Genomic DNA, 21,621 nt, shown 5'->3' with positions numbered 1-21,621 from the left:
CAGCGGTGAGCGACGAGCACTGGTACGAGGACGAGACCGGGTCGATGGTGCGCCCCTACACGGTGACCCGGGGCCGCACCCGGCCCGCGAGCGCGCACGCCATCGACCTGATGTCCCGGGTCACCGCGCTGGACGCCGACGCTCCGGGACCGGATGTCGACCATGCCCGCGCCGCCCTGCTCGACCTGATCCGGCGCGGCCCGCGTCCCGTGGTCGAGCTGGCCGCGGATGCCGACCTGCCCCTGACCGTCCTGCGGGTCCTGCTCGGCGACCTGGCCGAGGCGGGTCTGATCCGCATCGACGAGCCCCGCCGTCACCCGGCCGGCGGCCCGGCCACCGATCCGGGGCTGCTGCGGGAGATCGTGCGACGGCTGCGGGAGCTCTAGCCGTTTGTCACAGCCGCGTACGAGAGCGGTGTCGATCGGAACGCGCCCACCGCGGTCGCTGTCTCATGGGTCAGCACGTCACCCGCACCGCCGAACCCGCACCGCCGAAGGGGAACCATGCGCGTCCAGAAGCTCTCGCTGCTAGCCGTCACCGCCGTCGCAGGCCTGTCGCTCACCGCCTGCCAGGGCGGTGACACGAGCTCGTCCGACGCGGGCGACTCCTCCTCGCCGAGCTCGCGGATCTCCACCTCCCAGGGCTCCGACGGCAGCGGTGCGTCCGGCGGCAAGGGCGCCCCCACCGCGTCCCGGACGGGCGGCGCCATGGCGTCCGCCTGCACCACGTCCCAGCTCGCGTTCAGCACCTCCGGTGGCATGGCCGAGGGCACCCTCATCGTCAACCTGAAGAACACCGGCTCCGCCACCTGCAGCCTCAAGGGCTTCCCCGGTGCCGACCTCAAGAGCAAGGACGGCACCGTCAGCGCACAGCGGAGCAAGCTCGCCGCGCCGCTGGTCAGCGTCAAGCCCGGCGAGGAGACCCGCTTCACCCTGCACTACCCGCCGAACAACTCCGGCGGCAGCGGCGAGACCTTCACCGGCCTCGTCGTGACCCCGCCGAACGAGACCCACTCCCGCACGCTGCCCGTCAGCATCAACGTGCCGGTCTCCGACGGCAGCGGCCCCGCCGTCACCGTCGACCCGGTCGGCACCGGCAAGTAGCCGGACCTGGAGCCTCGGCCGCAGGGCACGACCTTGTAGTCACCCGTGCCCTGCTTCACCTTCTCGAGGGGCGGGGGACACGCACGGCGGCAGATCCCTCACCCCCGGCAGGCCGGGGGCATCCCCCCGGCCGTGACCTGCGCCGCGGGAGGACGGGAACCGGACATGGGGGCGCGCAACGAATCGCCGTCCGACCCGCATTCCACGCAATGAACCGCGCACGGGCGCGCAACGGCTCCTTCTTGTCCGGCCGAGCGCGCCGACCGTACCTTCTTCGTGGCCCCCAAAAACGTCGAGGCCCGCCCCCAAAGCCACTTTCCGGTGAGGACCCGCATGCGCACCGCCCTGCTCCAGAGCTCCGGCCGCCCCGGCTCGGTCGCCGAGAACCTCAAGGTCCTCGACGAGGCCGCGGGGCGTGCCGCCGCCGCGGGCGCCGCGCTGCTCGCCGCGCCGGAGATGTTCCTGACCGGGTACGCGATCGGCGACGACATCGCCCGCCTCGCCGAGCCCGCCGACGGCGACAGCGCGGACGCGATCGCCGAGCTGGCCCACCGGCACGGTCTGGCGATCGTCTACGGCTACCCGGAGCGCGACGGCGACACGGTCCACAACTCCGCCCAGCTGATCTCCGCCGACGGCACCCGGCTCGCGAACTACCGCAAGACCCACCTCTTCGGCTGCTTCGAGCGCGACCACTTCACGCCGGGCGAGCAGCCGGTCGTCCAGGCCGAGCTGAACGGCCTCACCGTCGGCCTGATGATCTGCTACGACGTCGAGTTCCCGGAGAACGTCCGCGCCCACGCCCTGGCCGGCACCGACCTCCTCGTCGTCCCGACCGCGCAGATGCACCCCTTCCAGTTCGTCGCCGAGTCCCTGGTGCCGGTGCGCGCCTGGGAGAACCAGATGTACGTCGCGTACGTCAACCGGGTCGGACAGGAAGGGGAGTTCGAGTTCGTCGGCCTCTCCGTCCTCGCCGGTCCCGACGGTGTCGCCCGCACCCGCGCCGGCCGCGCCGAGCAGCTGGTGGTCGCCGACGCCGACCCCGCCTTCCTGGCCGCCTCCCGCGAGGCCAACCCGTATCTGCAGGACCGCCGCCCCGGTCTGTACGGGTCGCTCGGCTGAGCCGCCGCCCCAGAGCCTCCCCCCTGTTTCACCACGCGCAAGGAGTCCGTACCCCATGACGTCCACGGTGCCCAACGCCGTCGAGCACACCGACGAGCAGCAGCCGCCGATCACCATGTTCGGCCCGGACTTCCCCTACGCCTACGACGACTTCCTCGCCCACCCGGCGGGCCTCGGACAGATACCCGCGACCGAGCACGGCACCGAGGTCGCGATCATCGGCGGCGGCCTGTCCGGCATCGTGGCCGCCTACGAGCTGATGAAGATGGGCCTCAAGCCCGTCGTCTACGAGGCCGACCAGATCGGTGGCCGGCTGCGCACGGTCGGCTTCGAGGGCTGTGACGAGTCGCTGACGGCCGAGATGGGCGCGATGCGCTTCCCGCCGTCCTCCACCGCCCTCCAGCACTACATCGACATGGTGGGCCTGGAGACCAGGCCCTTCCCGAACCCGCTGGCCGAGGCCACTCCCTCGACCGTCGTCGATCTCAAGGGCGAGTCGCACTACGCCGAGACCATCGACGACCTGCCCCAGGTGTACCGGGACGTCGCCGAGGCCTGGAACAAGTGCCTCGACGAGGGCGCCGACTTCTCCGACATGAACCGCGCCATGCGCGAGCGGGACGTCCCGCGCATCCGCGAGATCTGGGCCAAGCTCGTCGAGAAGCTCGACAACCAGACCTTCTACGGCTTCCTCTGCGACTCCGAGGCCTTCAAGTCCTTCCGGCACCGCGAGATCTTCGGCCAGGTCGGCTTCGGCACCGGCGGCTGGGACACCGACTTCCCGAACTCCATCCTGGAGATCCTGCGCGTCGTCTACACCGAGGCCGACGACCACCACCGCGGTATCGTCGGCGGCTCCCAGCAGCTGCCGCTGCGCCTGTGGGAGCGCGAGCCGGAGAAGATCGTCCACTGGCCGTACGGCACCTCGCTGAAGTCCCTGCACGTGGACGGCGAACCGCGCCCGGCCGTGACCCGGCTGCACCGCACCGCGGGCAACCAGATCACCGTGACGGACGCGAACGGCGACATCCGCACCTACAAGGCGGCGATCTTCACCGCCCAGTCCTGGATGCTGCTGTCCAAGATCGCCTGTGACGACTCGCTGTTCCCGATCGACCACTGGACGGCGATCGAGCGCACCCACTACATGGAGTCCAGCAAGCTCTTCGTGCCCGTGGACCGGCCGTTCTGGCTGGACAAGGACGAGGAGACCGGCCGGGACGTCATGTCGATGACACTGACCGACCGCATGACCCGCGGCACCTACCTGCTGGACAACGGCCCGGACCAGCCGGCCGTCATCTGCCTGTCCTACACCTGGTGCGACGACAGCCTGAAGTGGCTGCCGCTGTCCGCGAACGAGCGGATGGAGGTCATGCTGAAGTCGCTCGGCGAGATCTACCCGAAGGTCGACATCAGGAAGCACATCATCGGCAACCCGGTGACGGTCTCCTGGGAGAACGAGCCCTACTTCATGGGCGCGTTCAAGGCCAACCTGCCCGGTCACTACCGCTACCAGCGGCGCCTGTTCACCCACTTCATGCAGGACCGGCTGCCCGAGGACAAGCGGGGCATCTTCCTCGCCGGCGACGACATCTCCTGGACGGCCGGCTGGGCCGAGGGCGCCGTCCAGACCGCGCTGAACGCGGTCTGGGGCGTCATGCACCACTTCGGCGGCGAGACCGACCCGGCCAACCCCGGCCCGGGTGACGTGTACGACGAGATCGCCCCGGTGGAGCTGCCCGAGGACTGACCCGAGGAGCGAGCAAGGACCAAGGCGCGGGCGGCCGGCCTCAGACTCCGGCCGCCCGCGCCTTTTCAAACACCTCCGCGGCGACGTCCGTGAGTTCCTGCGCGTCCCGCGCGCTGCCCTGGAGGTCGATGAGGATCTCGTCCAGGCCGATCCGCGCGTGCTCCACCAGGTCCTCGACGATCTGGTCCACGCTGCCCTGGAAGGGCCGGCGGTCCGCGCCCTCGTACGCCTTGGGCAGTTGGCCGGCGTTCACCCGCAGGACCGTCCGGATCGGCTCGGTGCGTCCCCGCTCCTCGGCCAGCTCCCGCAGCCGGCGCCACTGCGCGGCCACCTGGTCGGCGCCCATGCCCACCGGCAGCCATCCGTCGGCGTGGTCCACCAGCCGCCGCCACGCCCGCCGGTTGCTCGCGGCGAGCAGAATCGGGATCGGCCGGGCGGGCTTGGGCCCGACCACGGCGGAGGCGATCCGGGTCGACTCGCCTTCGTACACGACCGGATCCGGACCCCACACCGCCCGGCACACCGCGATGGTCTCGTCCAGGGCCACGCCCCGTTCTTCGAACGGCCGTACGGCCGAGGCCGCGTACTCGTCCAGGGACCAGCCGGTGCCGAGGCCCGCGATGACCCGGCCCCCGCTCGCCGCGTCCAGCGAGGCGAGGGCCTTGGCGAGCTGGAACGGGACGTGGAGCGGCGCCACCAGGACGCTGGAGCCCAGCTCCGCCCGCTCGGTGGCCGCGGCGGCCAGGGTGAGGGTGACCAGCGGGTCCGCCACGTTCCGGTACTGGTCGGGCCAGGGCAGGCCCTCGACGCCGTACAGACCCTGGGTCGCGGGCTCCGGGAACAGGGCGCGCTCGAAGACCCACAGGCTGTCGTAGCCGATCCGTTCGGCGGCGCGTGCCACCGCGGGCACGTCCGTGCCGATCGAGTACTGCCGCATCTGGGGAAGACTCAGGCCGAGGCGGGTCGCCATACCGCTGCTCCTCTGTGATGGGATCGGATACGCGCAGACAACGTACGGCGATCACCGGGCTGTTCCGCAGGCGGCTCGCGCAGGGGCGGAATCCGGCCAGGTTCAGTCGGTGAGCGGCGTCAGCAGCATCCGCCCCGCGAACCCCACCGCCGTGTCCAGCCGTTCGGCGAACTCCTCGGCCATGTCGGCGCAGCGACGCAGCGTCCACAGGGTCCGTGCCGCCACCCAGGCCGCGTCGCGGGCCCGCTCCAGGCTCCAGGAGCCCAGCAGATGGGTGAGCGGGTCGGCGATCTGCAGCAGATCGGGGCCCGGCATCAGATCCTCGCGGATGCGCTCCTCCAGCGCGACGAGGAGCTCGCCCACCCGGTCGAACTCGTCCTCGAGCTCGGGCGGTTCGCAGCCGAGCGTGCGGCAGGCGTCCACCACGGCGAGCGCCAGATCGTGCCCGATGTGCGCGTTGATGCCCGCCAGCGCGAACTGCAGCGGCCGTACCCCGGGGTGGCGGCGCAGTTGGAACAGCGGGCGCCAGCAGGCGGGCGGACGGCGGTCCACGGCCGCCGCGTCGACCGCCGCCAGATAGCGTTCGGCGAACCGCACGTCCAGCGCGATCGCCGCCCGTGGATCAGGGAAGGCCCCGCCGGCCAGGCGCCGGTCGATCTCCTCGGTGACGGTGAGGTAGACGCGGTTGAACACGGCGACGCCGTCCCGCTCGGGCAGCGTCGCGTCGAGGGCGCGCATCCGGGAGACGATCGCGTCGACGGGAGTGGTGAGCTGTTCCAACTGCGCCATGGGGGAAGGGTCCCAGCCCTGGGCCGAGGGGCGGGCCGACCGGCCCGGCGCTTCGCTGGAACGGGGTAACGGACCGCCGTGGTGACCCCGGCCCGGCCGCCGACCCCGCACACCGGCGAGGCCCGGACCGACGGCCGGCCGGGGCGCGGCCGGGACGTTCATCCCGTCGTACGCCTACGACTTGGCGCGCGGAGCCACCTCGCCTTCGGCCTCCGTGTCGTAGGCGGAGGTGCCCTCGTCCAGTAGTGGCTCCTGCGTCTTCAGGTGGGCCGGGGCGAAGGCGCGCAGCGCGTGGTAGCCGGTGATGACGACCAGGGTGCCGAGGGCGATGCCGCTGAGCGAGAAGGTGCTGGTGAACTTGAGGCTGACGTTGCCGACGCCGATGATGATGCCCGCGGCGGCCGGCACCAGGTTCAGCGGGTTGCGCAGGTCCACCTTGCCGTGCAGCCAGATCTGGGCGCCGAGCAGGCCGATCATGCCGTAGAGGATCACGGTGATGCCACCGAGGACGCCGCCCGGGACCGCGGCCACGACCGCGCCGAACTTGGGGCAGACGCCGAAGAGCAGGGCGAAGCCGGCCGCGGCCCAGTAGGCGGCGGTGGAGTAGACGCGGGTCGCCGCCATCACGCCGATGTTCTCCGAGTAGGTGGTGTTCGGCGGGCCGCCCACCGCGGTGGACAGCATGGACCCGACGCCGTCCGCCGAGATCGCCGTACCGAGCCTGTCGTCCAGCGGATCGCCGGTCATCTCGCCGACCGCCTTGACGTGACCCGCGTTCTCCGCGACGAGGGCGATGACGACCGGCAGCGCGACCAGGATCGCCGACCACTGGAAGGACGGCCCGTGGAAGTGCGGCAGGCCGATCCAGTCGGCCTTGGAGACGCCGGAGAGGTCCAGGCGCCAGTGGTCGGTGACCTTGCCGCCGGGGCTCATGGAGTGGATCTTGCCGAAGATCCGGTCGAAGGCCCAGGAGATGCCGTAGCCGAAGACCAGACCGAGGAAGATCGCGATACGGGACCAGAAGCCACGCAGGCAGACCACGGCCAGTCCCGTGAACAGCATGACGAGCAGGGCCGTCCACTGGTCCTGCGGCCAGTAGGTGGAGGCGGTCACCGGGGCGAGGTTGAAGCCGATCAGCATGACGACCGCGCCGGTGACGACCGGCGGCATGGCCGCGTGGATGATCCGTGCCCCGAAGCGCTGCACCGCGAGTCCCACCAGGAACAGCGCCACACCGACGACGAACACCGCGCCGGTCACCGTGGCGCTCGTGCCGCCCTGGGCGCGGATGACGGCGGCCACACCCACGAACGACAGGGAACAGCCCAGATAGCTCGGCACCCGGCCACGGGTGGCGAGCAGGAAGATCGCGGTCGCCACGCCCGACATCATGATGGCCAGGTTCGGGTCGAGGCCCATCAGGACGGGCGCCACGAAGGACGCGCCGAACATCGCGATCACGTGCTGGGCGCCCAGGCCCACCGTGCGCGGCCAGGAGAGCCGCTCGTCGGGGCGTACCACCGCTCCGGGCGCGGGCGTACGCCCGTCACCGTGCAGCTTCCAGCGCACGCCGAGATCCATGGTGCAGTTTCGCTTTCTTACGTACGTGAAGACGGTCCGAACCATTGTCACGGGTAACGAGCGGTTCTACGCTCACACGGTCCTACTCATGAATGCAGTTCATATATCTGACCCACGCTGATCGAAGACAGATCGGAGTGCTCGATGAGTGGAAGATCCCGTGCGGCCGCGCTGCTGGCCGCGGTGGTGACGCTGGGGGCCGCGCTCGTCCCGTCCGCGCACGCCGCGTCCGCCCCCTTCGCGCCGAGGGCCCCGAGGACCGCCGTCCTCGACGGCGACCGCCTCCTGCGGACCCGCGCCAGCCTGGACCACGACCCCCGACTCCAGCGCGCGCTGCGGGACCTGACCACCCGCGCCGACACCTGGCTGGACCAGGGCCCCTGGACGGTCGTCGACAAGCCGAGACCCGCACCCGGCGGTGACGTCCACGAGTACCTGAGCCAGGCCCCCTACTGGTGGCCCACGACCACCCCCACCGCCGACAACCCCTGGGGCTGCCCGTACGTCCAGCGCGACGGGCAGCGCAACCCGGAGGTCGACAGCGGAACGGACCGGCAGGACGCCGAGAAGGTCTTCGACTCGACGTACGACCTCGCGCTCGCCTGGTACTACACCGGCAAGCGCGTCTACGCCGAGAAGGCCGGGCAGATCCTGCGCACGTGGTTCCTCGACCCGGCCACCCGGATGAACCCCGACCTGGACCACGCCCAGTTCATCCCGTGCAAGTACGACGGCCGGGCCATCGGCATCATCGACTTCTCCCAGTCGTACACCAGCGTCCTCGACGCCCAGGCGATCCTGGCCGCCGGCGCCCCCGGCTGGAGCGCCGAGGACCGTACGGCGATGGGCACGTGGAACGCCGACTTCCTGAACTGGCTGAAGAACAGCGACTTCGGCGCGCAGGAGGGCGCGGCCGCCAACAACCACGGCACCTTCTACGACATGCAGCTCGCCGCCCTCGCCTACGCCACCGGTGACACCGCCCTGGCCCGGCGGACCGTGCTCGACGCACGCGGCAGGCGCATCGACCCGCAGATCGCGGGCGACGGCAGCCAGCCGCAGGAGCTCGCCCGCACCCGCAGCTGGCACTACTCCACCTTCGACCTGGTCGCCTACACCCGGCTCGCGGCCATCGGCCGGCACGTGGGCGTGAACCTGTGGTCGTACCGGGGCCCGGACGGTCAGAGCCTGTTCAAGGCGGTCGACTACCTGCTGCCGACCGCGACCGGCGCCGCCGCGTGGCCGCACCCCGAGCTGGAGTTCCACCGGTACGCGGCCACCGACGTCGTGCACGCGGCCGCCGACGCCGGGGACACCGCGGCGAAGGCGGCCGTGACCAGGCTGGAGGCGCCGCCCGGGGGAGACCTGTGGGCGCTGCGGCCCGCCGCCGAGCAGCTGGACTCCATCGCGGGCTGACCGGCCCCCGGCCCGGGCTCCTGAGCGGTCGCTTAGTATGGATCCGTCCCAGCAGCGATGTTCAGGAGCCCGCCCCCGTGACCGCCGAAGCCCCGATCGCACCCGTCGTCTCCTACGGCCGGCTGATCCCCGTCGCCGTGCACTTCGACGACCTCGACGCGCTCGGCCTGCTGCACAACGCCCGCTACCCGCTGCTGGTCGAGCGCGCCTGGACCGAACTGTGGACCGCGCACGGCGTCCGCTTCGACGGCGACTGGCACGCGGCCGGCGACGCCTGCAACGCGGTCCGCGAACTGCGCATCAGCTACGAGGCACCCGTGACCAGCCCCGGCACCTACGCCGTCCACCTCTGGCTGGACCGGCTCGGCACCACCGGTCTGACCTACGGCTTCCGCCTCTGCTCGGCCGACGGCACGCGGACCTACGCCCAGGGCACCCGGGTGCTGGTCCGGCTCGACGCCACGACCCTGCGCCCGGCGCCCTGGTCCGACGCCTTCAGGGCCGTGGGTCGGGAACTGCTGCGGCCGGCCGGCTGACCTCGGTCCGGCCGCCGCGCTCGGCGCTGCGCAGGACTCCCGCGAACACCGCGAGCCCGCTCGCCAGCGCCGTCACCACGCAGAACGACACCACCAGGCTGGTCGCCTGGGCCACCCCGCCGATGAGGCTCGGCGCGACCAGGCCCGAGGTGTAGGTGATCGTCGCCACGCCCGCGATGGCCTGGCTGGGATTGGGTCCGGCGTGCCCGGCCGCCGCGAAGCACAGCGGCACGACCACCGCGATGCCGAGCCCCATCAGCGCGAACCCGCCCATCGCCACCGCCGGATACCCCGCGAACACGATCAGCAGTCCGCCCAGCACGGCCAGGACGCCGCCGGCCCGGACGGTGCGGACCGCGCCGAACCGGTTCACCACCGCGTCCCCGGCGATCCGGGCCACCGCCATCGTCAGCATGAAGCCGGTCGTGCAGGCCGCGGCCACGCCGGCGGAGCTGTCCAGCCGGTCCCGCAGGAACACCGCCGACCAGTCCAGGCTCGCGCCCTCCGCGAACACCGCGCAGAAGCCGACCGTGCCGATCAGCAGCGCCGAGCGCGGCGGCAGCGCGAACCGCGGTGGTGGCTCCTCGTCCTCGGCCGGCTGCAGGTCCAGCACCCAGGTGCAGGCCACCAGTCCGAGCACGGTCAGCACGGCCGCGGCGAGCGAGAAGTGCAGGCGGGCGTCCGAGCCGAGGTGCGCGGCGAGCGTGCCGGCCGCCGAGCCGGTCAGGGCGCCCGCGCTCCACATGCCGTGCAGCCCCGACATGATCGACTTGTCCAGCAGCCGCTCGACCTCGACGCCGAGCGCGTTCATCGCCACGTCGGCCATGCCGGCGCTCGCGCCGTAGGTGAACATCGCCAGGCACAGGGTGTACAGGTTCGGCGCGAGGGACGGCAGGACCAGCGACAGCGTCCACAGCGCGATCAGACCGCGCAGTGCCGTACGGCTGCCGAAGCGGTGGCTGATCCGGCCCGCCAGCGGCATCGCGCACGAGGCGCCGAACGCCGTGAAGGCCAGCGCGAACCCCAACTGGCCCGCGCTGAGGGAGGCGTGGTCCTGGACCCACGGCACCCGGGTGGCGAACGTGCCGGTCACGGCGCCGTGCACGGCGAACACGGCCGCCACGGCGTACCGGGCGCGCCTCACCTCGTCGCGTGCCAAGCCCACGTCACTCATGTTCCGTTCCCTCCCCGCAGCTCGCCCTCGTGGCACGCGCCGTAAACTATCAGGGACCCTGCCTGATAGATAGACGGTTTTACGGCCGCCGTCGGCGTTCCTCGGCGCGTCGATCTGGGAGGATTCCCGTCATGCCCGCATCACCCAGCACCGCCCGGGCCATCAACGACCGGCTGGCCCTGCGCCTGTTGCAGCAGGAAGGCCCGCTCACGGCCGGGCAGTTGAAGCAGCTGACGGGCCTGTCCCGGCCGACGGTCGCCGACCTCGTGGAACGGCTGACCGCCGCAGGGCTGATCACGGTGGTCGGCGAGTCCGGCGAGCAGCGCCGGGGGCCCAACGCCCGGCTGTACGGCATCGTCGCCGACCGTGCCCACCTGGCCGCGCTCGACGTGCGCACGGGCGGGGTCTTCGTCCTGGTCTCCGACCTGGTCGGACGGGTGCTGGCCGAGGCGTCCGTGCCGATCGGCGGCGACACCGGGACCGGTTCCGCCGTGGAGCAGGCGGTGGCCGCGGTGGAGCGGACCGCGAAGGAAGCTGGGGCGATGGGGGCGCCCCCGCGCGAGGGCGTTCGAGCGTGGGGGAGGCTGCACACCGTCGGCATCGGCGCGCCGGGCCTCATCGACCCGGCCACCGGCGACCTGCGCGACTCCGGCGGACTGCCCGAGTGGCACCGCAGCCTGGCCGCGGCCCTGCAGGAGCGGCTGCCCGGGGCCCGGGTCACCGTGGAGAACGAGACCAACCTCGCCGCTCTCGCCGAACAGCGCGAGGGCGCGGCCCGGGACCGGGACACCTTCGTCCTGCTCTGGCTGGGCCATGGCGTGGGCGCGGCGGTCGTCCTCGACGGCACGCTGCGCCGCGGCGCCTCGGGCGGCACGGGCGAGATCGGTTTCCTGCCGGTGCCGGGCACCGACTCGCTGCCTTCGGCGAGGGACTGCGACGGCGGCTTCCACTCGCTCGCGGGCGCGGCGGCGATCGGCGCCCTGGCGGCGGGGCACGGCCTGCCGGTACCGGCCACGATGGACGGACCGGGTACGGCGGTGGTGATCCGGGAGGCCGTGGCGGAGCTGACGGGGGAGGCGTCTCATACGGACGCCGAACGCCCTGCCGGTTCGGGCGCTTCAGGTGCCGAACGCCCCGCCGGCCGGTTTCTGCACGCCCTCGCCGACCGGATCGCCGTCGGCGCCGCGTCGGTGGTGGCCGTGCTCGACCCCGGCTGCGTGGTGCTCGGCGGAGAGGCCGGACAGGCCGGCGGCACCGTGCTCGCGGGGCTGGTGGAGGAGCGGCTCCGCCGCATGTCCCCCCTGCTCACGGAGGTACGGCCGAGCACTCTCGGCGGCACGGCGGTCCTGCGCGGCGCCCTGCTGACCGCCCGCGACCGCGCCCAGGACGAGCTGTTCGCGCCCCCGGACCGCAGCTGACCGCCCACCGGCCGTTCCTGGAGCGGCAACGCCTGCGCGTCCCCTTCGTCTTTGCCCCGGGCCGCCGTGTCAGCCGCCGAAGCGCCGCCCCAGATACTCCTCGAACGTCGTCTTCCCCACCGCCTGTTCCGGCGTCACCAGTCCGCCCTCCCGGCAGGCGCGATAGGCCCGGCCGAACAGCGGCACCCGTGCCACCGCCCGGCGCCGCCCGGTCGCGCGGAGATAGGCGCGGGCCAGCGAGTCCAGGGACCGCACTTCGGGGCCGCCCATCTCCGCCACCCGTCCGGCCGGCGCGGCGAGTGCCAGCTCGGCCAGGCGGTCCGCGACTTCCGTCACCTCCACCGGCTGGTCCGGGACCCCGGCCGGGACCAGCATGACGGGCGGCTTGGCCAGTCCGCCGAGGAGCGTGGCCAGCAGGTCGTGGAACTGGGTCGTGCGCAGGATGGTCCAGCCGAGGCCCGACGCCTCGATCCGGCGTTCCACGGCCAGCTTGGTCTTGTAGTAGCCGAGCGGGACCCGGTCGATGCCGACGATCGAGATGTAGACCAGATGGCCCACCCCCGCCCGCCGCGCCGCCGCGATCAGATGATCGGCGGAGGCCTCGTCCCCGCCCCGCTGGGTGGTCGCGCAGTGCACCACGGTGTCCACGCCTTCCAGCGCCGCGTCGAGCGCACTGCCGCCCACGCGCAGATCGACGGCGTACGGCTGCGTGTGCCGGCTGAGCACCCGCACCTCCTGCCCCTCCGTCCGCAGCCGCTCCGTCACGCACCGGCCGAGCGTGCCGGTCCCGCCGGTCACCAGGATCGTCATGCTGTTCCCGTCCCTCCGCACTCGGGTGCCCCGGTCGGAGCGCCCTCTCCCGCTTCAGACCAGGCAGCCCCCCGGAAATGTGACAGGCCCCGGACCGGCCCCGTTACGACCGCTTCAGCTGCCGCTGCACGTAGGAGAGCTTGTCCGGGTTCGTCACGGTGCGCACCTGGGTGATCAGGCCGTCCCGCAGCTCGAAGGACGCCACCGCGGCCAGTACGTCGCCCGCCCACGCGACCAGCGCGCTCGCGCCGTTGACCTCCGCCACCACGATGTCCAGGCCGCCCGCGAACCGCTCGGCCCCGCCCACCAGGAAGCGCACGACCTTCTCGCGTCCCTCGACCGGCCGCCTGACCGCGGACACCTTGCCGCCGCCGTCGCCCCAGTAGGTGACGTCCGCCGCGAGCATCTTCTCGAGACCGGCGAGGTCACCTTCGCGGGCCGCCGTGAGGAAGGACATGAGCAGTTCCTCCTGCCGCTCCGGCGCCGGCTCGAAGCGGCCTTCCGGCACGGCGACCCGGGCCGCCGCCCGCCGGTACAGCTGGCGGCAGTTGGACTCGCTCAGGGCCAGGACGTCCGCGATCTCCCGGTGGGCGTAACCGAACGCCTCGCGCAGCACGTACACGGCCCGCTCGGTCGGCGTCAGCCGCTCCAGCAGGACCAGCAGGGCCATGGAGACCTGCTCGCGCCGCTCCGCCGACTCCAGCGGGCCGAGCGTCCCGTCGGAGGTGGCCACCGGCTCGGGCAGCCAGGTCCCGGGGTACTCCTCGCGCCGCGCCCGGGCCGAGGTCAGCCGGGTCAGACAGAGGTTGGTGACGGCCTTGGCGAGCCATGCCCCCGGGTGCTCGATCGCCGCCCGGTCGGCGCCGCTGAACCGCAGATACGCGTCCTGCACCGCGTCCTCCGCCTCGTGGGCGGAGCCCAGGAGGCGGTAGGCCAGACCGAACAGCCGCGACCGGTGGGATTCGAACTCGTCGGAGAGCGGCGAAGGCGTCATGCGCCTCAGCCTGCCAGACCCCCCGGCGGCGTCCGGAGGTCCTGGCGGTCCGGCGGCGGGCAAGGGCCGTCGTCACCGCCACCGGACCCGCCCGCACGATAAGAGGACTAGACCAGTGTGGTCAATAGGTCTGGACCAAGACCAAAGCGCCCTGCACGTCCGGCAGTTGCGCGAGCCGGCCGTGGCACGCAAGGCCGGAGACACATGCTGTGAGGGAGCCCACACCCTCCGTCTGTCTGGAGCGCCGCCCGGCGTGGCACACTGGCCCTGTACCAGAAGCAGCGCACTCCGGGGTCGGTGAAAGTCCGAACCGGCGGTTACAGTCCGCGACCCGGTCGCTTCCAGCGGCCGGTTGACCAGGTGAAATTCCTGGACCGACGGTTAAAGTCCGGATGGGAGGCAGTGCGCGGCGGGCGGGCACGTGTATCCGTGCGCGCCGCCGTATCTGGGGCTTGTCCGCGTACGGACGGGCCTCTTTCGGCGTCGCCCGGTGTGCTCACCCGTACATTCTGTCGTCATCGACAGGCCCCGGAGTCCGTGCCCGAAGAGGCAGGAGGACCCGGGAAGTGTTCACCGGAATCGTCGAAGAGCTGGGTGAGGTCACCGCCGTCGAGAACCTCGGCGACGCCTCCCGCTTCCGGCTCCGTGGCCCCGTCGTGACCGAGGGCGCGCAGCACGGCGACTCCATCGCCGTGAACGGGGTCTGTCTCACCGTCGTGGAGCACGAGGGCGACGAGTTCACCGCCGACGTCATGGCCGAGACCCTGAACCGTTCCAGCCTCGGCGCGCTCGGCGTCGGCTCGCGCGTCAACCTCGAACGCCCCATGGCCGTGGGCGCGCGCCTCGGCGGGCACATCGTGCAGGGTCACGTCGACGGCACCGGCGAGGTGCTGGAGCGCAAGCCCTCGGAGAACTGGGAGATCGTGAAGATCTCCCTCCCGGCGGACCTCTCCCGCTACGTCGTGGAGAAGGGCTCCATCACCGTCGACGGCATCAGCCTCACGGTCGTGGACGCCGGCCCCGACCACTTCACCGTCAGCCTCATCCCGACCACCCTCGCCCTGACCACCCTCGGCCTGAAGCAGCCCGGCGACCCGGTCAACCTGGAGGTCGACGTCGTCGCCAAGTACGTCGAGCGGCTCCTCGGCGACCGTGCCCAGGGAGCCGCCAAGTGAACTGGCTGAACTCCGAGGCCTTCACCCTCTTCGGCCAGCGCATCATCTGGTCGGACATGGTCGGCAACATCCTCGGCCTGATCACCCTCGCCCTCGGCTGGCGCCGCTCCCTGTGGACCTGGCCCGTGCAGTTCCTCTCCGGCCTCGTCCTCTTCGCCGCCTTCTACGGCCATCTGACCGGCAGCGCCGGCAAGCAGACCGTCGTCATGGCCGTCGCTCTGTACGGCTGGTGGCAGTGGCGGCGCAACCAGGGCCGGGCCGAGGACGGGCACATCGCCCCCCGGTTCGCCAGCTGGCGCGAGCGCGCGGCGATGCTCGGCGCGGCCGCCGCCGGCACGGTCGCCGTGGCCCTGCTCTTCACGGCCTACCCGTCGCTGTCCTGGGACCCCTGGCCCGACGCCTACATTTTCGTCGGCACCGTCGTCGCCATGTACGCCCAGGCCAAGGGCATGGTCGAGTTCTGGATCGCCTGGCTGCTGGTCGACCTCGTCGGGGTACCCCTCAACTTCGCCAACGGCTACGCCTTCTCCGGTTTCGTCTACGTCATCTACGGCGCACTCGTCCTGTGGGGCATGCGCGACTGGTGGCTGCGCTCCCGCAGGAGCTCGCAGCCCGTCCTGGAAGGAGCCCCGGCATGACCTCGGCACCGCCCCTGTACGACACGGACGCCATCGAGAGCTTCGGGCTCGACCCCGTCGAGCAGGCCATCGCCGACATCGCGGCCGGCCGCCCGGTCGTGGTCGTGGACGACGAGGACCGGGAGAACGAGGGCGACCTCGTCATCGCCGCCGAGAAGGCGACCCCCGAGATCGTCGCCTTCATGATGAGCGAGTGCCGGGGACTCATCTGCGCCCCCATGGAGGGCGAGGAACTGGACCGCCTGCGGCTGCCGCAGATGGTCCAGGACAACACCGAGTCGATGAAGACCGCGTTCACCATCTCCGTGGACGCCTCGGCCGCTCACGGTGTGAGCACCGGCATCTCGGCCTCCGACCGCGCCACGACGCTCCAGCTCCTCGCGAGCGGCACGGCCGAGCCGACGGACTTCGTCCGGCCCGGCCATGTCTTCCCGCTGCGCGCCAAGCCCGGCGGCGTCCTCACCCGCAACGGCCACACCGAGGCCGCCGTCGACCTCGCCCGGCTCGCGGGTCTGCGCCCGGCCGGCGCCATCGTGGAGATCGCCGGCGAGGACGGCCGCATGCTCCGCCTGCCCGAGCTGATCCCGTTCGCCCGCAAGCACGGCCTGACGATCATCTCCATCGAGGACCTGATCGCCTACCGCCGCGGCAGCGAGCCCACCGTCCGCCGCGAGGCCGAGACCCGCCTGCCCACCAAGCACGGCACCTTCACCGCCTACGGCTACCGCTCCACCGTCGACGGCGTCGAACACGTCGCCCTCGTCCACGGCGACCTCGGCGACGGCGAGGACGTCCTGGTCCGCGTCCACTCCGAATGCCTCACCGGCGACGTCTTCGGCTCCCTGCGCTGCGACTGCGGCCCCCAGCTGGACACCGCCCTGCAGCGCATCCAGGACGAGGGCCGGGGCGTGGTCGTCTACCTGCGCGGCCACGAGGGGCGCGGCATCGGTCTGCTGTCCAAGCTCCGGGCGTACGAGCTGCAGGAGCGCGGCCGCGACACCCTGGACGCCAACCTCGAACTCGGCCTGCCCGCCGACGCCCGCGACTACGGCGCCGGCGCGCAGATCCTCGCCGACCTCGGCGTGCACAGCGTCCGGCTGATGACCAACAACCCGGACAAGACGGACGCGCTGCTGCGCCACGGCCTGCGGGTCACCGGCCGCGTGTCGATGCCCATCCAGGCGGGCGAGCACAACCTGCACTACCTGCGCACCAAGCGCGACCGCATGGGACACGACCTGCCCTGGCTGGACACGCCCGCCGTGACCGCTTCCGCGGCCGCGGTCGCGTCCGGCTGTGGCAACCAGTAAGCAAGAAGCACTTAGGAGACACGTGAGCGGCAAGGGTGCACCGGAACTGTCCGTACGCAACGCGAGCGACCTCAGGGTCGCCGTCATCGCGGCGCAGTGGCACGTGAAGGTGATGGACGGTCTGGTGAACGGCGCCCTGCGCGCCCTGCACGAACTGGGGATCGACGAGCCGACGCTGATCCGGGTCCCCGGCAGCTTCGAACTCCCGGTCGCCGCCAAGGTGCTGGCCGGGCGCGGCTACGACGCCGTGGTCGCCCTCGGCGTCGTCATCCGCGGCGGCACGCCGCACTTCGACTACGTGTGCCAGGGCGTCACCCAGGGCCTCACCCAGGTCAGTGTGGAGACCGGAGTGCCCGTCGGCTTCGGCGTGCTCACCTGCGACACCGAGGAGCAGGCCCTGGACCGGGCCGGCCTGGAGGGCTCGAACGAGGACAAGGGCCACGAGGCGGTGACCGCGGCGGTCGCGACCGCCGCCACGCTCCGCTCAGTATCCGAACCCTGGCACTGAGGCACCGGCCGGAGCGCGTAGGGTAAGGACCACCATGTCCAAGAAGACGTTCGAGGAGCTCTTCACCGAGCTCCAGCAGAAGGCCGCCCACGGCGACCCCGCCACCTCCCGCACCGCAGAGCTGGTCGGCAAGGGCGTCCATGCCATCGGCAAGAAGGTCGTCGAAGAGGCCGCCGAGGTCTGGATGGCCGCCGAGTACGAGGGCAAGGAGGCGGCCGCCGAGGAGATCTCCCAGCTGCTGTACCACATCCAGGTGATGATGGTCGCCCGCGGGATCTCCCTGGACGACGTCTACGCCCACCTGTAAGCCACCTGCTGCACAAGCCGCAGAAAACCCCTTCACGCAAAGGAAGCCGACCTCATGCTGCGCATCGCCGTCCCCAACAAGGGTTCACTGTCCGGCCCTGCGGCGGAGATGCTGCATGAGGCCGGCTACCAGCAGCGCCGCGAGTCCAAGGAGCTGCGGATCGTCGACCCGGTGAACGAGGTCGAGTTCTTCTACCTCCGCCCCCGCGACATCGCGATCTACGTGGCCTCCGGCCGCCTCGACGTGGGCATCACCGGCCGTGACCTGCTGATCGACTCCGGCGCCGATGCCGAGGAGATCCTGCCGCTCGGCTTCGCCCGCTCCACCTTCCGCTTCGCCGCCAGGCCGGGCACCGCGAACGGCGTCGAGGACCTCAAGGGCAAGACGGTCGCCACCTCCTACGAGGGCATCGTCGCGGGGCACCTGGAGGACAGCGGCGTCGACGCCTCCGTCGTCCACCTCGACGGCGCCGTGGAGACCGCGATCGAGCTGGGCGTCGCCGAGGTCATCGCCGACGTCGTGGAGACCGGCACCAGCCTGCGCAACGCCGGCCTGGAGGTCTTCGGCGAGCCGATCATGAAGTCCGAGGCGATCGTCATCCGCCGCACCGGCACCGACGGCGAGGAGCCGAAGGTCCAGCAGTTCCTGCGCCGCCTCCAGGGCGTCCTGGTAGCGCGGACCTACGTGATGATGGACTACGACTGCCGCGTCGAGCAGCTGGAGAAGGCCGTCGCGCTCACCCCCGGCCTGGAGTCCCCGACCGTCTCCCCGCTGCACAACGAGGGCTGGGTCGCGGTCCGCGCCATGGTCCCCGCCAAGGAGGCGCAGCGGATCATGGACGACCTGTACGCCATCGGCGCGCGCGCCATCCTCACCACGGCCATCCACGCCTGCCGCCTGTAAGGGGTACGCCGACCGATGTCCGACCTGCCCACCCTTCCCGTCACGTTCCGGCCGGGCCACACCCGGGCGATCCTGCTCACCGCCGGTGTCGTGATCTTCCTCACCATCTCCGGGATCTCGATGCTGCTGGAGCAGCTCGGCCCGGGGGAGCGGGCGAGCTTCTTCATCACCGGGGCGCTGATCTTCTGGGTGCTGGCCCAGATCTCCCGGGTGAAGGTCGTCGCCGACGAGTCCGGTGTCACCGTGGTCAACATCGCCAGCAGGCGGCGCCTGGAGTGGGCGGAGATCGTCCAGGTGAACCTCCGTCCGGGGGATCCCTGGGTGTTCCTCAACCTCAGCGACGGCACCAGCCTGCCCGCGCTCGGCATCCAGCCGGGCCTGGCCAAGCAGCGCGCCATCGCCGACGCGCAGGCGCTGCGGGCCCTCGCCGACGCCCGCTCCACGGCCCACCCGGTGGAAGATCAGGGCTGACTCGGGGGCGGATCGGGGCTGACTCGGGGGCCTTCACCCTGCCCGAGTGGCCCATGTCTTGATTAATCTGGTGACGGAGGCCGTTTCGCTGCGGCCCCGCCCCTGGCGCACCACCCGGTGCACAGGGGTTCCTGCTACCCGAGGAGTGACTCCCTCCAGCGATGGACGGATCGTCCTGTAGTACCTGCGCCGCCCCGACCCGACATACCGGGAAGGCGGTGGCAGCGTGACCGTCTCCCTGCTGCTCCTCGGAGCGGCTTTCCTGCTGATCCTCGCCAACGGATTCTTCGTCGCGGCCGAGTTCGGCCTGGTGACCGTCGAGGCGACGGACGCCGAGCGGGCGGCCGCCGAGGGCGACCGACGCGCCCGTAGGGTGGCCGAGTCGCTCAAGGAGCTGTCCTTCCAGCTCTCCGGCACCCAGCTCGGCATCACCATCACCTCCCTGGTCGTCGGCATGCTCGCCGAGCCGGCCCTGGCCCGGCTGCTGCACGGCCCGTTCGCCGCCGTCGGTGTCCCGGAGGGCGCCGTCTCCGGTGTCGCCGTGGTCGTCGGCATGCTGCTGGCCTCCGCGATCCAGATGGTGATCGGCGAGCTCGTGCCCAAGAACTGGGCGGTGTCCAAGCCGCTGCAGGTCGCCCGGTTCGTGGCCGGCCCGCAGCACCGCTTCGCCCGCCTGTTCCGGCCGGTGATCGCCGCGCTCAACACCGTCGCCAACCGGCTGGTGCGGGCCCTCGGCGTCGAACCCGCCGAGGAGCTGGCCTCCGCCCGCACCCCGGGCGAGCTCGTCTCCCTGGCGCGGCACTCCGCGCAGGCCGGCGCCCTGGAACAGGACACGGCCGACCTGTTCGTCCGCACCCTGGCCCTGGGCGAGCTGACCGCGCAGCACGTCATGACCCCCCGCGTGAAGGTCAGCGCCCTCCAGGACACGGCAACCGCCGAGGACGTCGTCAACCTCACCCGGGCCACCGGTCTGTCCCGCTTCCCCGTCTACCGGGAGAAGATCGACGAGATCGTCGGCATGGCCCATCTGAAGGACGCCCTCGCCGTCCCGGTGCACGACCGGTTGCGCACCCCGGTGGCACGCATCGCCCGCAGGGCGCTGCTGGTCCCGGAGACCCTGCCGGTCCAGCCCCTGCTGGCCCGGCTCCGCTCCGAGCAGCCCATCGCGGTCGTCGTCGACGAGTACGGCGGCACGGCGGGCGTGGTCACCCTGGAGGACATCGTCGAGGAACTCGTCGGAGAGGTCCGCGACGAGCACGACGCCAAGGACATCCCCGAGCTGGCCCCCGCCCCGCCGGAGGACGGACGGCCCGCCTGGGACGCCGACGGCAGCTGCCGCGTCGACATCCTCCAGCGCATAGGCCTCGACGTGCCCGAGGGGCCGTACGAGACGGTCGCCGGACTCGTCGCCGACCTGCTCGGCCGTATCCCGGTCCCCGGTGACCGGGCCGAACTGCCCGGCTGGCGCCTCTCGGTCCGCCAGGTCGGCCACTACCGCGCCGAACGGGTCCGGCTGGTCAGGACGGCCCCCGCGGTGAACGTGATGGAGGCCGTCCGATGAGCGTCCTCCAACTGGTCTTCGCCGCGCTGCTCGTGCTCGCCAACGGCTTCTTCGTCGGTGCCGAGTTCGCGCTCGTCTCCGTGCGCCGCAGCCAGATCGAACCGCTCGGCACCGCCCGGGCCCGCCAGGTGCTCTACGGTCTCGAACGCCTGCCCCAGATGATGGCGGCGGCCCAGTTCGGCATCACCGTCTGCTCGCTGACGCTGGGCGCGGTGGCCGAGCCGACGGTGGCGCATCTGCTGGAGCCGGTGTTCGCGGCGGTCCACCTCCCCGACGGCATGGTCCACCCGCTGGGCTATGTCATCGCGCTGGCCGCGGTGGTCTTCTTCCACCTGGTCATCGGCGAGATGGTGCCGAAGAACCTGGCGATGGCGGCCCCCGAGAAGGCGGCGCTGTGGCTGAGCCCCGGCCTGGTCTACTTCGCCCGCCTGTGCAAGCCGATCACCGTGACCCTCGGCGCCTGCGCCCAGGGCATCCTGCGGCTCTTCCGGGTCGAGCCCAAGGACGAGGTCGAGGCCGTCGTCACCAGCGAGCAGCTCAACCGCCTGCTGGAGGACTCCGGCCAGGCCGGCCTGCTCGACCCCGAGGAGAGGGAACGCCTGGAGGACGCCCTGGAACTGGGCTCCCGCCCGGTGACCGACGTCCTGCTGCGCCGCGAGTCGCTGGTCACGGTCAACCCGTCGGTCACCCCGGGCGAGATCGTCGAGCTGACGGCCCGCACGGGTTACTCCCGCTTCCCCGTCTCGGCGACGGACAAGGGCTCCTTCATGGGTTATGTCCACGTCAAGGACGTCCTCGATCTGGAGCACTCCGACCGCGCCGTCCCCCAGCACGTCTGGCGTCCCATGACCACCCTGCGGGCCGAGCTGCCGCTCGACGACGCCCTCACGGTCATGCGACGGGCGGCCACGCACCTGGCCCAGGTCGCGGACGCCTCCGGCAGGGTGCTGGGGCTCGTCGCTCTGGAGGACGTCCTGGAACTCCTGGTCGGCGAGGTCCGTGACCCGGCCCACCGGGAGATGCCGGAGCCACGGATGAGCGGGGAGCCCGAGCAGGTGCTCGCCTCCTAGCCCGGGTGGTGC

The 21,621-nt window shown here is 71.9% G+C and carries 22 protein-coding genes and 1 riboswitch; of the genes, 16 read left to right on the top strand and 6 right to left on the bottom strand.

Going from position 1 to position 21,621, the window contains the following annotated elements:
* Positions 1-5 precede the first annotated feature (5 nt).
* From ACQPXS_RS11100 to ACQPXS_RS11085, 4 genes are all read left to right on the top strand, one after another.
* Complete coding sequence (locus ACQPXS_RS11100) at positions 6-386, top strand: DUF742 domain-containing protein (protein WP_433449102.1); 381 nt, start codon at positions 6-8, stop codon at positions 384-386.
* Positions 387-503: 117 nt separating this feature from the next.
* Positions 504-1,103: a DUF4232 domain-containing protein gene (locus tag ACQPXS_RS11095; protein ID WP_433449101.1), complete on the top strand. Its 600-nt coding sequence runs from the start codon at positions 504-506 to the stop codon at positions 1,101-1,103.
* Between the two features lie 333 nt (positions 1,104-1,436).
* Entirely contained in the window at positions 1,437-2,225 is a 789-nt protein-coding gene (locus ACQPXS_RS11090; RefSeq protein ID WP_351809502.1) for a carbon-nitrogen hydrolase family protein, read from the top strand.
* 55 nt (positions 2,226-2,280) lie between these two features.
* On the top strand, positions 2,281-3,978 hold the full coding sequence (locus tag ACQPXS_RS11085; RefSeq protein WP_356307482.1) for a flavin monoamine oxidase family protein: 1,698 nt from the start codon (positions 2,281-2,283) through the stop codon (positions 3,976-3,978).
* 40 nt (positions 3,979-4,018) lie between these two features.
* On the opposite strand, the gene ACQPXS_RS11080 is transcribed toward ACQPXS_RS11085, so the two are convergent.
* The 3 genes from ACQPXS_RS11080 to ACQPXS_RS11070 form a co-directional block, all read right to left on the bottom strand.
* Positions 4,019-4,948 (bottom strand): LLM class F420-dependent oxidoreductase, encoded by a 930-nt coding sequence (locus tag ACQPXS_RS11080; protein ID WP_433449100.1) that lies wholly within the window; start codon positions 4,946-4,948, stop codon positions 4,019-4,021.
* A gap of 102 nt (positions 4,949-5,050) precedes the next feature.
* Positions 5,051-5,737 (bottom strand): DUF5995 family protein, encoded by a 687-nt coding sequence (locus ACQPXS_RS11075; protein WP_433449099.1) that lies wholly within the window; start codon positions 5,735-5,737, stop codon positions 5,051-5,053.
* Positions 5,738-5,911: 174 nt separating this feature from the next.
* Positions 5,912-7,318: a uracil-xanthine permease family protein gene (locus ACQPXS_RS11070; RefSeq protein ID WP_433449098.1), complete on the bottom strand. Its 1,407-nt coding sequence runs from the start codon at positions 7,316-7,318 to the stop codon at positions 5,912-5,914.
* A 144-nt stretch (positions 7,319-7,462) separates the two neighbouring features.
* Here ACQPXS_RS11070 and ACQPXS_RS11065 point away from each other — a divergent pair, with 144 nt between their 5' ends.
* Together ACQPXS_RS11065 and ACQPXS_RS11060 are read left to right on the top strand one after the other, a co-directional pair.
* Entirely contained in the window at positions 7,463-8,734 is a 1,272-nt protein-coding gene (locus ACQPXS_RS11065; protein ID WP_433449097.1) for an alginate lyase family protein, read from the top strand.
* Positions 8,735-8,811: 77 nt separating this feature from the next.
* Entirely contained in the window at positions 8,812-9,270 is a 459-nt protein-coding gene (locus ACQPXS_RS11060; RefSeq protein ID WP_433449096.1) for an acyl-CoA thioesterase, read from the top strand.
* Here the strand turns inward: ACQPXS_RS11060 and ACQPXS_RS11055 are convergent.
* A complete protein-coding gene (locus ACQPXS_RS11055) occupies positions 9,230-10,444 on the bottom strand; it encodes an MFS transporter (RefSeq protein ID WP_433449095.1) in 1,215 nt (404 codons plus the stop codon). The two genes, ACQPXS_RS11060 and ACQPXS_RS11055, sit on opposite strands and share 41 nt — an antisense overlap.
* A gap of 131 nt (positions 10,445-10,575) precedes the next feature.
* Between ACQPXS_RS11055 and ACQPXS_RS11050 the strand changes: the two genes are divergently transcribed.
* On the top strand, positions 10,576-11,862 hold the full coding sequence (locus tag ACQPXS_RS11050; RefSeq protein ID WP_433449094.1) for an ROK family transcriptional regulator: 1,287 nt from the start codon (positions 10,576-10,578) through the stop codon (positions 11,860-11,862).
* A gap of 69 nt (positions 11,863-11,931) precedes the next feature.
* On the opposite strand, the gene ACQPXS_RS11045 is transcribed toward ACQPXS_RS11050, so the two are convergent.
* Together ACQPXS_RS11045 and ACQPXS_RS11040 are read right to left on the bottom strand one after the other, a co-directional pair.
* Positions 11,932-12,672, bottom strand: a complete 741-nt coding sequence (locus ACQPXS_RS11045; RefSeq protein WP_433449093.1) for an SDR family oxidoreductase — start codon at positions 12,670-12,672, stop codon at positions 11,932-11,934.
* Between the two features lie 103 nt (positions 12,673-12,775).
* Complete coding sequence (locus ACQPXS_RS11040) at positions 12,776-13,666, bottom strand: RNA polymerase sigma-70 factor (protein ID WP_433449092.1); 891 nt, start codon at positions 13,664-13,666, stop codon at positions 12,776-12,778.
* Between the two features lie 279 nt (positions 13,667-13,945).
* Positions 13,946-14,076: riboswitch (FMN riboswitch) on the top strand.
* A 156-nt stretch (positions 14,077-14,232) separates the two neighbouring features.
* On the opposite strand from ACQPXS_RS11040, the gene ACQPXS_RS11035 reads away from it, so the two are divergent.
* The 9 genes from ACQPXS_RS11035 (at position 14,233) to ACQPXS_RS10995 (ending at position 21,609) form a co-directional block, all read left to right on the top strand.
* Positions 14,233-14,841 carry a riboflavin synthase gene (locus tag ACQPXS_RS11035; RefSeq protein WP_351809532.1) on the top strand — a complete coding sequence of 203 codons (609 nt, stop codon included), beginning with the start codon at positions 14,233-14,235 and terminating at the stop codon, positions 14,839-14,841.
* Entirely contained in the window at positions 14,838-15,479 is a 642-nt protein-coding gene (locus ACQPXS_RS11030) for a nicotinamide mononucleotide transporter family protein (RefSeq protein WP_433449091.1), read from the top strand. Before ACQPXS_RS11035 ends, ACQPXS_RS11030 begins: the two co-directional genes overlap by 4 nt.
* The gene (locus ACQPXS_RS11025) at positions 15,476-16,789 is read left to right on the top strand and encodes a bifunctional 3,4-dihydroxy-2-butanone-4-phosphate synthase/GTP cyclohydrolase II (RefSeq protein WP_433449090.1); all 1,314 of its coding nucleotides are present in this window, start codon (positions 15,476-15,478) and stop codon (positions 16,787-16,789) included. Before ACQPXS_RS11030 ends, ACQPXS_RS11025 begins: the two co-directional genes overlap by 4 nt.
* Positions 16,790-16,811: 22 nt before the next feature.
* Positions 16,812-17,297: a 6,7-dimethyl-8-ribityllumazine synthase gene (ribH, locus tag ACQPXS_RS11020; protein ID WP_351809540.1), complete on the top strand. Its 486-nt coding sequence runs from the start codon at positions 16,812-16,814 to the stop codon at positions 17,295-17,297.
* A 34-nt stretch (positions 17,298-17,331) separates the two neighbouring features.
* Complete coding sequence (locus tag ACQPXS_RS11015) at positions 17,332-17,604, top strand: phosphoribosyl-ATP diphosphatase (RefSeq protein WP_351809542.1); 273 nt, start codon at positions 17,332-17,334, stop codon at positions 17,602-17,604.
* A gap of 54 nt (positions 17,605-17,658) precedes the next feature.
* Positions 17,659-18,507, top strand: a complete 849-nt coding sequence (gene hisG, locus ACQPXS_RS11010) for an ATP phosphoribosyltransferase (RefSeq protein WP_433449089.1) — start codon at positions 17,659-17,661, stop codon at positions 18,505-18,507.
* Positions 18,508-18,522: 15 nt separating this feature from the next.
* Positions 18,523-18,978 (top strand): PH domain-containing protein, encoded by a 456-nt coding sequence (locus ACQPXS_RS11005; protein ID WP_351809551.1) that lies wholly within the window; start codon positions 18,523-18,525, stop codon positions 18,976-18,978.
* Positions 18,979-19,204: 226 nt separating this feature from the next.
* A complete protein-coding gene (locus tag ACQPXS_RS11000) occupies positions 19,205-20,539 on the top strand; it encodes a hemolysin family protein (RefSeq protein WP_433449088.1) in 1,335 nt (444 codons plus the stop codon).
* The gene (locus ACQPXS_RS10995) at positions 20,536-21,609 is read left to right on the top strand and encodes a hemolysin family protein (protein WP_433449087.1); all 1,074 of its coding nucleotides are present in this window, start codon (positions 20,536-20,538) and stop codon (positions 21,607-21,609) included. The genes ACQPXS_RS11000 and ACQPXS_RS10995 overlap by 4 nt, the downstream gene beginning before the upstream one ends.
* The last annotated feature ends 12 nt before the right edge of the window (positions 21,610-21,621 follow it).

This window comes from Streptomyces sp. CA-142005 (genome assembly GCF_050942335.1).
In the GTDB taxonomy this organism is placed as follows: domain Bacteria; phylum Actinomycetota; class Actinomycetes; order Streptomycetales; family Streptomycetaceae; genus Streptomyces.
This window is presented reverse-complemented; position numbering and strand designations above follow the sequence as displayed.